At 47.8% G+C, this 15,946-nt stretch carries 14 protein-coding genes and 1 tRNA gene; 9 read left to right on the top strand and 6 right to left on the bottom strand.

Annotation, left to right across the window (positions count from 1 at the left end; translation table 11 throughout):
* The first annotated feature begins 61 nt into the window (after window positions 1–61).
* The 7 genes from IE117_RS19785 (at window position 62) to IE117_RS19755 (ending at window position 9,347) form a co-directional block, all read left to right on the top strand.
* Window positions 62–3,340, top strand: a complete 3,279-nt coding sequence (locus IE117_RS19785; RefSeq protein ID WP_189566366.1) for a VPS10 domain-containing protein — start codon at window positions 62–64, stop codon at window positions 3,338–3,340.
* A 543-nt stretch (window positions 3,341–3,883) separates the two neighbouring features.
* On the top strand, window positions 3,884–4,192 hold the full coding sequence (locus tag IE117_RS19780; protein ID WP_229581180.1) for a hypothetical protein: 309 nt from the start codon (window positions 3,884–3,886) through the stop codon (window positions 4,190–4,192).
* A gap of 238 nt (window positions 4,193–4,430) precedes the next feature.
* Window positions 4,431–5,258 (top strand): CHRD domain-containing protein, encoded by an 828-nt coding sequence (locus IE117_RS19775; RefSeq protein ID WP_189566365.1) that lies wholly within the window; start codon window positions 4,431–4,433, stop codon window positions 5,256–5,258.
* A 184-nt stretch (window positions 5,259–5,442) separates the two neighbouring features.
* Entirely contained in the window at window positions 5,443–6,291 is an 849-nt protein-coding gene (locus IE117_RS19770) for a CHRD domain-containing protein (protein ID WP_189566363.1), read from the top strand.
* A gap of 166 nt (window positions 6,292–6,457) precedes the next feature.
* Entirely contained in the window at window positions 6,458–8,017 is a 1,560-nt protein-coding gene (locus IE117_RS19765) for a bifunctional GNAT family N-acetyltransferase/carbon-nitrogen hydrolase family protein (RefSeq protein WP_189566361.1), read from the top strand.
* A 91-nt stretch (window positions 8,018–8,108) separates the two neighbouring features.
* Window positions 8,109–8,780, top strand: a complete 672-nt coding sequence (locus tag IE117_RS19760) for a hypothetical protein (RefSeq protein ID WP_189566359.1) — start codon at window positions 8,109–8,111, stop codon at window positions 8,778–8,780.
* 186 nt (window positions 8,781–8,966) lie between these two features.
* Window positions 8,967–9,347 (top strand): T9SS type A sorting domain-containing protein, encoded by a 381-nt coding sequence (locus IE117_RS19755; RefSeq protein ID WP_189566357.1) that lies wholly within the window; start codon window positions 8,967–8,969, stop codon window positions 9,345–9,347.
* A 110-nt stretch (window positions 9,348–9,457) separates the two neighbouring features.
* Here IE117_RS19755 and IE117_RS19750 read toward each other — a convergent pair.
* Window positions 9,458–9,534: transfer RNA gene (locus tag IE117_RS19750), tRNA-Ala, on the bottom strand.
* Window positions 9,535–9,907: 373 nt separating this feature from the next.
* Here IE117_RS19750 and IE117_RS19745 point away from each other — a divergent pair.
* Entirely contained in the window at window positions 9,908–11,020 is a 1,113-nt protein-coding gene (locus IE117_RS19745; RefSeq protein WP_189566355.1) for a fatty acid desaturase family protein, read from the top strand.
* A gap of 9 nt (window positions 11,021–11,029) precedes the next feature.
* Here the strand turns inward: IE117_RS19745 and IE117_RS19740 are convergent, their stop codons facing one another.
* From IE117_RS19740 to IE117_RS19720, 5 genes are all read right to left on the bottom strand, one after another.
* Window positions 11,030–11,212, bottom strand: coding sequence for a hypothetical protein (locus tag IE117_RS19740; protein ID WP_189566353.1), 183 nt, complete (start codon window positions 11,210–11,212; stop codon window positions 11,030–11,032).
* 78 nt (window positions 11,213–11,290) lie between these two features.
* On the bottom strand, window positions 11,291–11,809 hold the full coding sequence (locus IE117_RS19735; protein WP_189566352.1) for a 3'-5' exonuclease: 519 nt from the start codon (window positions 11,807–11,809) through the stop codon (window positions 11,291–11,293).
* 156 nt (window positions 11,810–11,965) lie between these two features.
* Window positions 11,966–12,991 (bottom strand): energy transducer TonB, encoded by a 1,026-nt coding sequence (locus IE117_RS19730; RefSeq protein WP_189566351.1) that lies wholly within the window; start codon window positions 12,989–12,991, stop codon window positions 11,966–11,968.
* Between the two features lie 52 nt (window positions 12,992–13,043).
* Window positions 13,044–13,415, bottom strand: a complete 372-nt coding sequence (locus tag IE117_RS19725; RefSeq protein ID WP_189566350.1) for a PadR family transcriptional regulator — start codon at window positions 13,413–13,415, stop codon at window positions 13,044–13,046.
* A gap of 132 nt (window positions 13,416–13,547) precedes the next feature.
* Window positions 13,548–14,018: an Lrp/AsnC ligand binding domain-containing protein gene (locus tag IE117_RS19720; RefSeq protein ID WP_189566349.1), complete on the bottom strand. Its 471-nt coding sequence runs from the start codon at window positions 14,016–14,018 to the stop codon at window positions 13,548–13,550.
* Between the two features lie 573 nt (window positions 14,019–14,591).
* Between IE117_RS19720 and IE117_RS19715 the strand changes: the two genes are divergently transcribed.
* Complete coding sequence (locus IE117_RS19715) at window positions 14,592–15,830, top strand: DUF819 family protein (protein ID WP_189566348.1); 1,239 nt, start codon at window positions 14,592–14,594, stop codon at window positions 15,828–15,830.
* Window positions 15,831–15,946: the final 116 nt, after the last annotated feature.

Here is a 15,946-nt window from a genome sequence, read left to right as displayed (position 1 = left end):
ATTATAAATATTATTTTTACCTACTTTTGAAAAACAATATTCTTAAATTAACACGACTTATATGAAGAAAATTTTCCAAAGTACTTTATTTTCCTTTTTATTAATTTTTGTTTCCGCCGGCAAGACCGTAGCCCAGCCTCTCCCCATCGGGCTGTTCAAGGCCATGAAAGTTCGCAGCATTGGTCCGGCAGTTATGTCAGGGCGGATCACCACGGTAGAAGCCGTAGAAGAAAACCCTGATATCATCTACGCAGGAGCGGCTTCTGGTGGTGTGTGGAAAACTGAAAACGTGGGCGGCACCTGGATGCCGATTTTCGACGACCAGCCCACGCTTAACATCGGATCTCTGGCGATTCAGCAGTCCAACCCCAGCGTGATTTGGGTGGGGACCGGCGAAGGTAATCCGCGTAACTCAATCAGTCTGGGTGAAGGAATTTACAAGTCGCTGGACGCCGGCAAAACCTGGAAAAGGGTGGGGCTCGAAAAGACGCGTAATATTCACCGTATTTTTATCGACCCCATGAATCCCGAGGTAGTTTATGCGGGTGCCATTGGAAACCCCTATGCCGAACATAGCGAACGGGGCGTATTCAAAACGATAGACGGTGGACAGACCTGGGAGAAAATACTGTTCACTAATGAAAAATCCGGCGTGGGCGATATGATCATGGACCCAACGAACCCCCGGAAACTCCTTGTCGCTATGTGGCAACACCGCCGCACGCCTTACGATTTCCAGTCGGGCGGGCCTGGTTCTGGGCTGTATCTGACTTTCGATGGGGGCAGATCATGGAAAAAACTGGGCAAAGCTGAGGGATTGCCTGAAGGGGACTACGGCCGCTGCGGCGTGACGATCAGTCGCGCTAACCCCGACCGGATGTACGCGATGGTCGAGGCCAAGAAAAACGGACTCTACACCAGCACCGACGGCGGCTTTCATTGGTCGCTCGTGACCGACGACCCCGATATTGCCACCAACCGTCCATTCTACTTTAACGACATCATTGCCGACCCGATCAACGAAAACAAGCTGTACGCGCTTTGGCAGACAGTGAATGTGAGCATAGATGGGGGCAAATCCTTCAAGACGGTGGCCGATTTCAATCAGGCCCATGCCGACCACCATGCGCTGTGGATTCATCCAAAAAATCCGAGATTGCTTATCAACGGCAACGATGGCGGTGTCTCCATTTCTCGCGACGGAGGCAAAAAATGGATTTTCTCCACGGGCATTCCCATCGGGCAGTTTTACCATGTGGCGGTGGACAACGAAATTCCTTACAATGTTTATGGTGGCTTACAGGACAACGGCTCGTGGCGTGGCCCGGCCTACACCTGGATGAGCGAAGGAATCCGCAACTACCTATGGCAAAGTGTATGGGGTGGTGATGGCTTCGAGGTAATGCCCGACGCCGAAAACGCCCGCTATGGCTACGCCATGTCGCAGGGTGGCGGGCTGGGCCGATTCGATGTTGAAACCGGACAGAGCTACGGCATCAAACCTCCTGCTCCCGACCTCAAAACGAGGCTGCGTTTTAACTGGAATGCCGCGCTGGCGCAGGATCCGTTCGACCCCAGCACTATTTATTATGGCAGTCAATTTGTGCATAAAAGTACCGACAAAGGAAAAATCTGGACGATTATTTCGCCCGACCTGACCACCAACGACACCCTCAAACAGAAGCAGGATGAAAGCGGCGGCCTGTCGCTGGATGTTACATCAGCGGAGAATAACACTACGATACTGGCTATTTCCCCTTCTTATAAGGAAAAGGGTGTGATATGGGTCACGACCGACGACGGCAACGTGCAACTTACCCGCGATGGTGGCGCAACATGGGACAAGATCACTATTAAAGGCCTACCCAAAGAAGCCTGGATTCCGCAAGTGAAAGTGTCAAAGCTGAATCCTGCCGAGGCTTACGTAGTGGCCAACCAATACCGCATGGGTGATTTTTCGCCCTACATTTTCCGCACCCGCGACTACGGAAAGACCTGGGACAACGTGGTTGCGGATAAAGGCTTGCGCGGATACGCGCTGAGCGTGTTGCCCGACTCAGAAGTACCCAATCTGCTTTTTGCCGGGACAGAACACGGTCTGTGGGTGAGCATTGACGACGGAAACAACTGGCAGCAGTGGACACACGGCATCCCGAACACCAGCGTCATGGACCTGGCCATTCAGGAACGGGAGGGCGATTTGGTAATTGGCACCTTCGGGCGCTCGCTTTACATACTGGACGACATCCGGCCACTGCGGAAAATTGCCTCGGCAAAGCAACTACCCGACCAAAGATTGGTAGCCTACGCCGCCCCCGACGCTTATTTGGCTGAAACAAAAGATAGTCCCGGGTATGGCTCTGGTGGCGATGGCTTATGGGAGGCCCCTAACCGAATCCGTCAGGCGCGGTTGACCTACTACTTCAATCCCAAAGGTACCCTCATTGCCCCTCCCCCGCCGCCTGTGGAGAGCGCAATGAATCAACGGAAACGTCGAAATATGGTTAACCCCGAAACACAGGTACTGTCAGGAATGAAAGGCGACACCATCACCACCTCGAATATCGATTCTGAAAGATCGGCCATGAAGGACACGGTACACATCCGGGTATACGACGGCGGCGGAAAATTGGTAAGGACCTTTACCGACCAACCCGATACGGCAGGGATTCAGCGCACCACCTGGGACTTGCGAGAACGAGGATTCCGTCAGCCCGGCAGTCGTAAACCCAAGCCCAATGCCCCTGAACCCACAGGTCTACCCGTTTTACCTGGTACTTACAAGGTAGTTTTCCAGTACAAAGACCTCAAAGACTCCACCATGGTTGAGGTGCTGGCCGATCCTCGGTTGCCCTACAATCGCACGGCTATTCTGGCTCGACGTGCCATGGCTGATCGTCTTGAAAGGACAGCCGAAAAATTAACCGCAGCCATAGATCAACTCAATGATGCCGACAACACTGTGAAGCAACTCATGGAGCAGGTAAAAACCGCCGATGATGAGGCATGGATAGGCTGGAACAAGAAGTTGAAGGCAATGCAGGACACGCTCAAAATCAAGCGCGAACTCCTAGAACCCAAACCACTTGGCAAACAAGGCTACGGTCGCCCTTACCGGCAGACGGCCCTCACGGTATGGCGTGATGCATTTTACACCGTAGCGGGTACTCCCTGGACCGGCAGTAAACCTTTTGATCCTAACGCGGAGGATGAAGCGATGATCAAAGATGCCGAAGCGATGGCCGAAACTGCATTGGCGCAGGTAAATGATTTCTTCACTACACAATGGGCTAAATTTAAACAAGAGGTTGAAGCCCAGCCCTCCTTATTGTTCAAATAGAAACGGAAGCTGAAGACCAGTTGTCAGGCAAAGCTAGCGATCGGTATGTCTCGCTTTTCTAACCGAACACTGGAAATTTCAAATTCTTCCTAAAAAGTATCTAGCCCTGAAAGCGACGTCACATCGACGCTATTGGGGCTTTTTTTGTAAATGAATGCTGTAGAATCCACCTAAATCATTGCGGACTCGCTCAGATGCAAGTTAGTAAGGCACTTTTATCTCAACGGGATTAGTATAGACGTGTGTTTGTAATCAAAAGGTAGCTTCGGGATAAACACGAATGTGCCTGATTTCAAAAAACGCGTCAACATGGTTTACACAAAATGAGGGATTTCCTTCACTCAACAAACCCAAACTCTCCCCATTTTGCCCACTTTGTCCTCAAAATTTCAAATTGATTTGCCGAGGCATGTATGGTATGTTTTTTTGAACAGGTAAATCGGTAACTACCGTTAGCGTGTTATTCTTCTGAAATCCTGAACAATTACGCTAAACACAGTCTTTACCGGAAAATCTACTTTTAATCAAAACAAACTACGTAAAATGGAAACCACAGAACAGATAAAAGACAAAGCAAACGACGTAAAAGACGACGTAAAAGACAAAGTCAAAAATTTCAACCCAGAACATAAAGAAGGTCCGGTGGCGGCTGCAATAGAAGACTACACCGCCAGGATTCCATCTGATATCTTTCTATGGGCCTCATTGGGGTCGATGGCTGCCTCGGCTACCCTGAAAATTCTGGGCCGGGACAGAGACGCCCTTTTCGTCGGCCAATGGGCCCCGTCCTTCCTGATGCTCGGCTTGTACAACAAGCTCGTGAAAATGGAAGGCTACGGAAAAGACAAGTAGTCATACTTTCCGTTAGAACATAAAATGCCCCTCCCAATCCGGAAGCCAAGGCTTTTTTATTGAGAGGGGCATTTTTCCGGCTTGATCTCACGACAACCATTAAATCAGGTCCTTTCACACACCCTGGCAACTGGTGGAACAAGTCCTCTTCTATTGTGGGTAATTGCAAGATTAACAATAAATTAAGTACTACCTTTGGCTACTATTATTTCTCACTTTCACCTAACTAGATCACCAAATGAAATCATTTACCAAACTACTTCCCCTGCTGGCATTGGCGGGCTTGCTTCTGGGCTGCAAAGACCACGATCTGGGCAATAATGTCATTGAGCAAAACGGCCTCTCCCTGAGTCCTGCTCAGGAGACTATCCTTGTCAATAGTGCAGCAACCGGCTCAGCTGAGGTTTCGTACGACAAAAACACCAAGAAGCTATCTTACACGGTTACTTTCAATAATTTGTCCGGTATTCCCACTGCGGGTCACATTCACGGAAGTTCACCGCGCGGCGCCAATTCAGGGGTACTTTTCCCGTTTACCGGGATCCCGAATGCCACCTCCGGGGTAGTTATTGGTTCGGCTACCCTGACAATGGCTCAGGAGCAGGATTTGCTTAATGGCCTGTTCTATTTCAATTTCCATACAGCGGCCTATCCCTCAGGAGAACTTCGCGGACAGATCGAGTTTTACGATCAAAGCTTTATTGTAAGTAAAAAGGCATTACCGCTTTCAGGTGCGCAGGAAGTACCCGCGAAATCGGTAGCGGCCAGTGGAAGCGGCGATGTGTCGTATAACAAAAACACGAAGACCCTTAGCTATTTTGTCACTTTCACCAATATGTCAAGTGCTCCATCAATGGGTCACATTCACGGCAGTGCACCACGTGGGGCCAATGCAGGCGTATTGTTTCCCTTTGCTGTCATACCACCATCAACTTCGGGGGCGGTCAGCGGTTCGGCTGTTCTCACGGCAACCCAGGAAGCTGATTTGTTGAACGGCTTGTTCTATTTCAATCTACACACGGCGGCTAATCCTGGTGGAGAAATTCGCGGACAGATCGAATTCTGATCGCAGATAATTTCAGGTACTTACCTAAAGGGCGGACAACACATTAAGTGTGTCTGCCCTTTTCAATGATTTCCAATTGGGTTTAATTTTTCTATGAGGTTAGACTGCTTTGAAATTCCAGAAAGTCAGGGCTTGCATTTTTTTCCTGTTTAATTACTTTTCTACTCTAACTCACAAGCAAGTTATGAAACCAATCAGCAAGTACTTTCTGCCTCTGTTACTATTCACTTTCCTGAATGGTTGTAAAGACCATGAATTGGGTGAAGACAACATGACAAAGCAAAACGGTCTGGCAATCAGTGCCGAACAAGCGGGTTTTTATAGCAACCCTACTGCTTCAAAAGGTACTATGGATATGTCCTACAACAAAAACACGAAAAAACTTGAGTACACGATTACCTATGAAAACTTGCCTTCTCCTTTGTATAATGCCAACATTCGCATCGCTCCCCGGGGTCAGAGTGGGCCTATTTTTCACTCATTCACTGGACAGGCGTTAGTAGATCTAAGCAAAAGTGGCACCACAACGGGTTATTTAGACATTCCGGCAGAGAGGGAGGAGGAGCTCTTAAATGGTTTGTTTTATGTCTATCTCAATACCGAACCTAATTTCAGAATCGCAATTCGCGGCCAAATCGAGTTTTACAACCTGGACCGGAATGTGGTTAAAAGGGGGATTGTCTTGACGAGCCAGCAAGAGGTACCTTCTCTCAACACAGGGGCTAAGGGCAGCGCCGACGTGCTGTACAATAAAAACACAAAACTCCTTAGCTATTTCATTTCTTGGGAAAACCTGGCTGAACTTCCAACAGGTGCGCACATTCATGGCGTGGCAGATCGTGGCATGAATGCGATCGTGCAGCATTCTTTCATTGACCTGATCCCGAAAGATCGTTCAGGCTCCTTTTCAAATTCGGTCGTCGTAGACGGCGTAAAAATCAAAGAAGCTGAGTTGCTGAACGGAAAGTACTACTTCAATATTCACAATTCTATCTACCCCACTGGCGAGATTCGGGGCCAGATTGAATTCTGATCGGCCCTGTTGCCAAAACTTTGAAATGCGTACAATGCCACTTTACCCAGACCGCCCCCGAATTTGCCATTCCGGGGCGGTTTCTGTATTTTTGTAAAAAGCAGAATAATTCAACCCGACCTTCCCTTGGGTTGAATTATTTTTTATACCCACCCGAAATAATCATATGAAAATAATAAATAGAGAACTTGTTGAGGAGGACTATGCCGACTTGAAAGAGGCCATGATCGAAGCCTATCAGGGCATCGGTGGCGAGTACTGGCGCAAATCGAAAATCGACCTGTTGCTGGGTAAATTTCCCGAAGGTCAGATTTGTGTCGAGGTCGACGGAAAAGTAGTGGCTGTGGCGCTTTCGATCATCATCACCTACGAGAAATTTGGCGATGAGCACACCTATGCGGAAGTGACGGGCAACTACACTTTCAAAACCCATGATCCCAAGGGCGATGTGTTGTACGGAATTGAGGTATTCGTGCACCCCGAGTACCGCGACATGCGGCTTGGCCGGCGTCTTTACGATGCCCGGAAAGAACTCTGTGAGCGATTGAACCTCCGTAGTATCGTGGCCGGGGGGCGCATCCCAAACTACAATACGTACGCCAAGGAACTGACTCCGAAGCAGTACATTGATAAGGTAAAGCGCCGTGAACTCTACGACCCGACCCTGACATTCCAGTTGGCTAATGATTTTCACGTCAGGAAGGTACTTAGCAGCTACCTCCCCGGCGACACCGAGTCCAAAGACTACGCAACGTTACTGGAATGGAACAATATCTATTTTCAGCCCGCCAATAAACGCACCAACCCTTCGGACTCGATTATTCGAATCGGGGTGGTTCAATGGCAGATGCGGCTTTTTAAAGATGTCAATGCCTTTTTTGAGCAGGTGGAGTTTTTTGTGGATGCGGTAAGTTCCTATAAAGCCGACTTCATTCAATTCCCCGAATTCTTCAATATGCCGCTGCTGGCCCAGTTCAATGACATGCCCGAACCGCAGGCTGTCCGTAAACTGGCAGACTACACTGACGTGGTGCGAAAGAAGATGCAGGAATTTGCCATTTCTTACAATGTAAACATCGTAGGAGGCTCGATGCCGTTGGTAGAGGACGGCAAATTGTACAATGCTGCCTATCTCTATCGCCGCGACGGTACCAGCGAGGAATTCCGGAAAATTCATATTACGCCCAACGAGGTTCGCCACTACGGCATGGTGGGAGGTGACGAGGTCAGGGTATTCGACACCGATTGCGGGAAAATCGGCATTGTGATTTGCTACGATATCGAATTCCCCGAACTGAGTCGTCTGCTGGCAAGGCAGGGTATGGAAATTCTTTTCGTCCCCTTCCTTACCGATACCCAGAATGGTTATATGCGGGTTAGAAACTGCGCTATGGCAAGAGCTATTGAGAACGAGTGTTACGTGGCCATATCGGGTTGCGTTGGGAATCTACCCCGCGTAGAGAACATGGACATTCACTACGCTCAATCGGCAGTATTCACTCCTTCTGACTTCCAGTTCCCCACAAATACAATCAAAGCAGAGGCTACCGCCAATACCGAAATCATGCTTATAGTAGATGTGGATTTGCTACAGTTGAAGGAATTGCACGAGCACGGTTCGGTGCAGATCATGAAAGACCGCCGCACCGACCTTTATGACGTGGTGATGCGGAAAAAGTCCAAGTCGAAACCCAAAGGTGTGTTATTATCTGATGGTACTATGTAGTTAGTGGCAACCAACTTATTGTAAAAAAGGAGAGAAACATTTCTCTCCTTTTTTTGTATCTTGGTAGGCCGCTTAACAAACCCATTCAGCCATGAGATCAGCCACTTACCTTTCTGTACTTTTACTTTTCTCAATCACAACGGCTTTCGGACAGCAGGAGATCTCCTACGACTCAACCACCGATGTCCACCGTTTCACCTTCCGGGGGCAGCAGTACGACTATCGTACCGATAACCAGAACAACAGCTACCGCACTGTGGGGATAAAGGGTTCACCCTTTCTGTTTGCTGACTGGCAATCGGGCACTTTACCGACTCATAAAGGCAATGCGCTGCGATTCCCCCTCAATTACAATATGGTGGAAGACTATGTGGTAGTGAGTGTGGATTCCGTTGAAAAAATCATATATCCCGAGTCTTTCAGAATCGGGGACCGATTGTTCGTGCGTTTGAAAAACCAGTACTATGAAGCGCTTTATTCGGGAATAAGCACGAAGCTCCTACGCCGCTACAATGCCCGGCTTGATAAGGTGGAGCGCAATGGCTACAACGAGAATGTGAGTTACGACTACGAGTATTTCAAAAGTGAAGACCTATTCCTGCAAGAGCCCGAAGGAAGCATCATTTCGGTGAAACTCAATGAGCGAAACCTGCTTTCCAAACTTCCTGATGCCAAAATTGCCAGTGAGATCATTAAAAATCACAACCTCAATCTTCGTTCCGAACAAGATGTGGTGGCTCTGCTGACAAAGCTAGAAATGTGAAACCCCACCCTGTAATGCAGCCTATGGTCTATAGGCTGAGCTATTGATATCGTAGCTTTCATCGATTTTCCTTTCCTCCCTGAAAAATACCGCCTATGTACTTTGTTATACATAGTACCTTCCAATACCCCATCTTTGTAGAGTCAACAACGACAAACATTAGCCAAAACCAAAAACTACAAAGCCATGAAAAAGTCCATCAAAACCCTGATCTGCGCTCTGGCGCTCGGTACAACAGTAGCATTCGCCGGTCCTGGTGACAATGCCAAAAAGCCTACTACCTTCGGCGCAGTCATCTACAAGAACATCGACGGCGGAGTAAACGTCAACGTTGAGAAATCAGTCGCCAATTATGTTGCGGTTCTCGTCACGAATGCAAACGGCGATTTGCTGGCCCGCCAGAGTATTGGTAAAAAGGAGAAGAAAGCCTGCATAAAGTTCAACCTGCAGGGACTCCAAGACGGAGCATACAAAATCTCGGTGGTAGGGAAAGGTGAAAAAATGGAGAAAGAATTCACCATCACCAGCCAGGAAACGGTAGTTGAGCGAATGCTCACCTTTGAATAAACAGATTTTTGAAGAGTGTATTGAGGAATCGGGAGTGGCATATGCTACTCCCGATTTTTTTGGTTGATAAATACGCAAAAAAGCGGCGGTACACATGTGTACCGCCGCTCTGGTGGAGAATATCGGATTCGAACCGATGACCTCTTGCATGCCATGCAAGCGCTCTAGCCAACTGAGCTAATCCCCCGCTTGTGTCTTCCGATCCCTCATTCCGAATCGGAGTGCAAATATGCAGGTCAGAAATCATTTACGCAAGCATCAACACCACTTTTTTAAAAAATAAGTAGAATCGATACGATCCGGCATTTTGAAACATATTAGAAGCCGGTTCGTTATGTTCGTTATATGCCTGTATCTTCAATATTCCTAGTTTCTCTTCCGAGACCTTTTCATCCGCAGTCTCTCAGGGCTCAATTTATAAATCTTTACGTTTTCCCATCCGCTGGGTCCTAAATACATATCTTTCCGTTACTTTTGAACGATACACTAAGCCTAAAATCAATTACATTTGCGATTAAGTCTGCTTCCAGCGCCTTTACCGTTCGGTAAAAACAATCTCCATGAAACAAAAACCAAGGATACGCTTTGTCAATAAAGACAAAAACAAATTTTTCCCCACTTTAAAAAACAGAGTTGACGCTTATTTCACTGAAAATAATCTTTGCCGCCATGCCAACAGCACAATGATCTTAAAGACGGTCGTGTTGTTGAGTGCCTACATTTTGCCCTTTATATTCATTTTGGTGTTTAACCCTCCCCTGTGGCTTAGTCTGACTTTGTGGCTGTTGATGGGCCTGGGCATTGGTGGTATAGGGATGAGCATAATGCATGATGCCAACCATGGAGCTTACTCAGCAAACGAAACGGTAAACAAGTGGATGGGATATTCGCTCAACCTTGCGGGTGGTGGCGTACTTAACTGGAAGCTACAGCATAACACACTTCACCACATGTTTACCAATGTGGTGCCGATGGACGAAGACATTCAGGACAGACTCATCGTACGGCTCTCACCACATACTGAGGTGAAGGGCATCCACCGGTTTCAATGGATATACGCCTTTTTCTTTTATGGTATACTGACGCTTTACTGGGTAGTTGCCAAAGACTTTGTCCAGCATGTTTCCTTTACCAAATCAGGGGTAAACACCCAGACCAGGAAGGAGAATACAGTAACACTCATCAAATTGATTTTGATGAAAGCCATTTATTTCGGGATCTTTTTCCTGGTCCCGATCTACCTGTTTGGCATACCCTTTGGTGAGATATTAGGCGGCTTTTTGCTTATGCACTTTACCGCCGGCCTGATTCTGACAGTGATTTTTCAGCTCGCGCATACCGTGGAAGGAACGGATCATCCTCAACCTAACGAAAAAGGCATTATCGAAAACGACTGGGCTATTCACCAATTACAAACTACCGTTAATTTCTCCCGTCGCAATAAATGGCTTTCCTGGTATGTAGGTGGGCTGAACTTTCAGGTGGAGCACCACCTCTTTCCCCGCATCTGCCATGTACATTATCCATCAATCGCCCCGATCGTAAAAGAGACCGCCGAGGAGTTCGGACTCGTGTACTTGGAAAATGAAACTTTCAATGAAGCTTTACTCTCCCACGTGTCAACCCTTCGGCGGTTTGGCAACCTACCTGATTGGAATGAGGCTATTGGATGATGGATTCCCTTATTTGCCGCCGCCAAATAATCGGGAAATTCCGTAGATAACTACACCGATCACAACAAAGACCAGTATCACGCCCGTCCAGACGCCGCCTTCGAAAATATCTCCCGCCAGTTCGCAGCTGACAAGTGTAATAGCTATTAAAAAGATTACGAGGTAGTTGATGGAGTTGGCCAGGGCTTTCATGTTATCTGCAATTTATGGTGAAGTTTGATGCAGATATGCCTATCAAAACTGTGCCATCAGCAATTCCGGCCTTAGAATTTAGTCCACTGGAATCAGCGCCGAAGTGTCTGCCCTGAGTAACATTTCAAACAGCCTCACCGTAGCGGCCGCATCGCCCGCCGCACGGTGGCGATCCTTAATTTGAATTTCAAGACTCTGGCATAAATTCCCTAAACTGTACGATCTGTAGCCAGGGAAGATTTTTCGACTCAAACGCACTGTACAAAGCTTATCCCGCTCAAAGTATTCGTCGAGCATCTGAAACTCCTTCCTGATAAAATTGAAGTCAAAGCTCACATTATGAGCTACAAACCAGGCATCAAGCGTCAGGGCGCGGACAGAATCAGCTATTTCCTCAAAGGTGGGAGCGTCTTTCACCATATGGTTATCGATCCCGGTGAGCCTCGTGATAAACGGGGGAATGAACGTCTGCGGATTTACAAGCGATTGGAAAGAGTCCACGATCTGATGGCCGTCATGGCGGAATATGGCAATTTCAGTGATCCGGCCTTTTCCGGCAACACCACCTGTAGTTTCAATATCAACTATGGAGTACAATTATTCTTGTGCGTAAGTAAAAGGAAGGTTGTTGAGGAAAGGGCGTTACCCTTTCCCAAAACTAGGAAATCCCTGCCATATGGCAGGGATTTCCTTCAAAAATAAAATAGCCCATTCGTATCAGTCCTGGTGACCATACACTCGAAATGCAGATCCTTACTCCAATTGAAAGGCAATGGGCAGCGTGAACCGAACGCGCACGGGCACTCCCGATTGCTTGCCGGGAAGCCAATCGGGCATCATGTTGACCACTCGGATGGCCTCTTCGTCGCAGCCAAATCCGATGCCCTTGATAGTTTTTGCCTTTTCGATTTTGCCGTCGGTGCTTACAGTGAACTCGACGAATACCTTTCCCTGGATTCCAGCCTGAGCGGCAGCGCGCGGGTACTTTAAGTTTTTTTGCAGAAAATTGGCAAACGCCTGACTTCCCCCAAAAAATTGTGGTTGCTGTTCGGCAAAAAGGAGCGTTTTTTCCTCCTCGGGTTTCACCTCAATTACATCCCCTTTGCCGGTTCCCGCCGCCTCGGCGGGCGGAACCACAAATTCCATGAATGATTCTCCATCCACATTTGCCTGCCCGGTCTGTGCGTTCTCCAGCATTTCAACTGTGGGCGGTGGCATTTCGATAGGGACTTGTTCGTCAGGCATGACTTCATAGGGCCGGGAGCGAACTGTCTTTGCTGTGGGTGGCGTTGGTTCAACCACAGGCGGCGCAATCGGCGTAATTTTCTCTGGGGTTATCTTAATGGTTTTGGCCTCTACCATGAACGCAATGTCCTTTTCATCGGTAGTTTTAAGTCGGGCGTACAACTCCGGCAGCAGAAACATCAATAGAAAAATCCCAACGCCAATAATGGTGGCGCGCTGAACGTTGCCGCCGTAGTCACGGCGCAGGGCATAGGCTCCGTAGAGCTTGTTGCGATTCTCGAAAACGATGTCGTTCAATGATTCATTCATGGCTAACAGATGTTTATGGTTAAGACTCAAATCCAATAATACATCGGGGTCTACCTCTTTCCTCAATGACTCGATCACTTCCTCCAGCGGTTTACCAGCCCAAAGTCGTTCCTCTGCTTCACACGCCAGATGATCGAGAAGTTCGGGCATTAGGGCATCACTAAGGCCGCTTGTTTCCAGATAGCGATTCAATTCTGCAAGGCGGAAATCGGTCAGACGTTTCATATCGATTGAGGTAAAGCTCTATAAGGGCAAAGTGATTTGATTCATGGGTAGCCTAATTTCCTTTCGGAACCAGACTCGGGGTAGCTTCGCCGGGAGGCGAGAGCAGCAGCTTCATGGCTTCCATGAAGCGTTCGAGGTCACTCGTTTTGGTGCGGGCAGTTTCGGTTCCCTGGGTGGTGAGCGAATAGTACTTACGCATCCGGCCATCCACTGCTTCTGATTCAGTAACCAGCAATCCTTCCTGTTCTAATTTATGAAGTACCGGATACAGAGCGCCGAAAGTCAGGTTAATTTCACCAGCTGTGCGTTCGGTCACTTGTTGTGTAATCTCATAGCCGTACATTCGGTCACAGTCTGAAAGTAAGTTCAAAACGATTGTCTTCAAGGTTCCGCGTACGTACTCGTTACTTGTGCTTTTTTCCATTTGTTATGTTTGGCCTCCGCGGCAGCGATTGCTTGGTTTGAATGATTATTTTAATAAACTACCCTAAACAAGGGTGCATGTACAAATATATATAAGTTTTTTATATATAGAAAAAACTTTGGAAAATAATTTTCAATCTTCCTCAAGCGGGATAGACCGATTGATACGCTCTTCAAGCGAAATAATCGTTTCGGTACGCTGAATCCCCTTGACTTTCTGTATTTTATCATGAAGTACTTCGCGCAAATGCCCGGTGTCACGGCAGACTATCTTTGCAAAAAGACTGTACACACCAGTCGTATAGTGAATATTTACAACCTCGGGAATTTTCTCTAAATCAGCCGCTACATTTTCGTAGAGCGAGCTTTTGTCAAGGTACACACCCAGAAAAGCACTGATGTCCCAACCCAATTTTGCGGGATCGATGATCAATTGCGAGCCCTTGACGATGCCCAATTGCTCCATTTTCTTCATTCTGACGTGCACTGTCCCGCCAGATACGTGTACGCGCTTTCCGATTTCGGTATAAGCTAGTCCGGCATTTTCCATCAATAGCGACAAAATCCGCAAATCGGTATTATCAATTTCTAAATTTTTACTCATTATTCACTCGATAGTTCAAAAAAATTCAATAAATAGGGTAAATAAATGCGATACATCTAAATTTTAAGACTTTTTTATAAAAATATTTTAAAATTAAATTTTAGTCCCTTACCTTTGCAAGGTCAATATAAAGAAACAGATTTCCTTTTCGGCCATGTTGACAACGTTTTTTGACTATACTGTAGGATGATGAAACTGGCAGCCATGCCCTCCTGTCTCGGGGGTGGTGATTCCGGGATAAACACGATATAATGCCGACTTGTCGACTGGGGTTGACCACCAAGTATTTGTATCGCGGCTAACCGCACCGTGGGTGGTTCGACTCCCCCTCCTACAGCTTGATTTAATTTGGGATTGAGAGGATGATTAGGTACTTATCCTCTCAATTTTTCAATGCTAAATTCTCCCATTTGGTTTTTAGTTTGTTGATGAAGTGTAATCTGACACGCGGGTTCGTCTTGAAACCTGCGTGTTTTTTTTGGATGATCCGCCGGGCAATTTTTGCCCTTTTTTTATGTTTTTTTGTGAAAATAAGCGAGCAAAAATCTGCTTGTCTTTCTCTCCCGCAAAAATATGATTCAAAACGACGCCGTAGTACTGGGGTTACTGATGCTCACGCTCGGCCTGATATTCTACACCGCCTCACTCCCTCAAAAAGGCTGGACGAAGTTTTACGGCGTAGTACCCCCACTTTTGCTCTGCTATTTTATTCCCGGTATCTATAATTCCGTAGGGTTGGTCGATGGTGCCAACTCACAGCTGTACCCTGTAGTGTCCCGGTACCTTTTACCCGCCTGCCTGGTCTTTTTTACTTTGGGAATGGACTGGAAATCGTTGGCAAAACTAGGCCCTCAGGCCGTGACCATGATGCTGGCAGGTACTATAGGGGTGATGGTCGGTGGCCCGTTGGCCCTGTGGGTAGTCGGGAGCCTAAGCCCCGAAACCGTTCAGGGCGAAGGCCCGGATGCTGTTTGGCGTGGACTTGCGACCATTGCCGGGAGTTGGATTGGCGGTGGGGCAAACCAGACTGCATTGAAGGAGGTCTTTCAACCCAGTGATCGTCTTTTCTCTCAAATTGTAGCGGTAGATGTGCTCGTAGCCGAACTCTGGATGGCGGTACTTATCTATGGCGCGGGTTACGCGGCGCGCATTGACGCCCGCCTCAGGGCCGATAGTAGCCGGATCATCGATGTGCAGGAGCGTTTGGAAGGAATTCAACTTGCCCACCAGCGCATTCCCGCCATGCGTGATTTGCTTTTCCTGGCCGCAGTTGGATTCGGGGCCACAGGATTAGCCCACTTTTTGGCCGATAGCATTACGCCATATCTTAGTGAAAACTATCCGGGACTCGGTCGATATAGTCTGACATCTTCATTCTTTTGGATAATTGCTTTAGTAACCTTGATGGGCCTTTCGTTTTCACTTACGCCCATTCGTAAGCTGGAATACGTAGGCGCCTCACGCATGGGAAGTGTTTTCCTATATATATTGGTCGCAACCATCGGGATGCAGATGGATTTGCGCGCGGTCGCGGACAATCCCGGTCTATTTGCAATCGGGCTGGTGTGGATGCTGGTTCACGCGGTCGTAGTTATGGGCGCGGCCCGTCTGTTCAAAATCCCGTTTTTCTTCGCCGCAGTGGGTAGCCAGGCCAATGTCGGTGGATCAGCCTCAGCACCCGTGGTAGCAGCTGCATTCCACCCTTCGCTGGCGACCGTTGGCGTACTGCTTTCCATATTGGGATATGCGCTGGGGTCCTACGCAGGCTACCTCACCGCCCTCATGATGCAGTGGGTTAGCGTGGGGCTTTAATCTTGCGTAATAAATAGGCTGGTAAGCTGTATCTTTGCAAAAACATCAGGTTCGGCGTCAAACAACGAACTTTTGAATTAGCAGCCTGTTACATTACAACAAACAATTTTCAAGCA

The organism is Persicitalea jodogahamensis (genome assembly GCF_014651615.1).
GTDB classification, from domain to species: domain Bacteria; phylum Bacteroidota; class Bacteroidia; order Cytophagales; family Spirosomataceae; genus Persicitalea; species Persicitalea jodogahamensis.
This window is presented reverse-complemented; position numbering and strand designations above follow the sequence as displayed.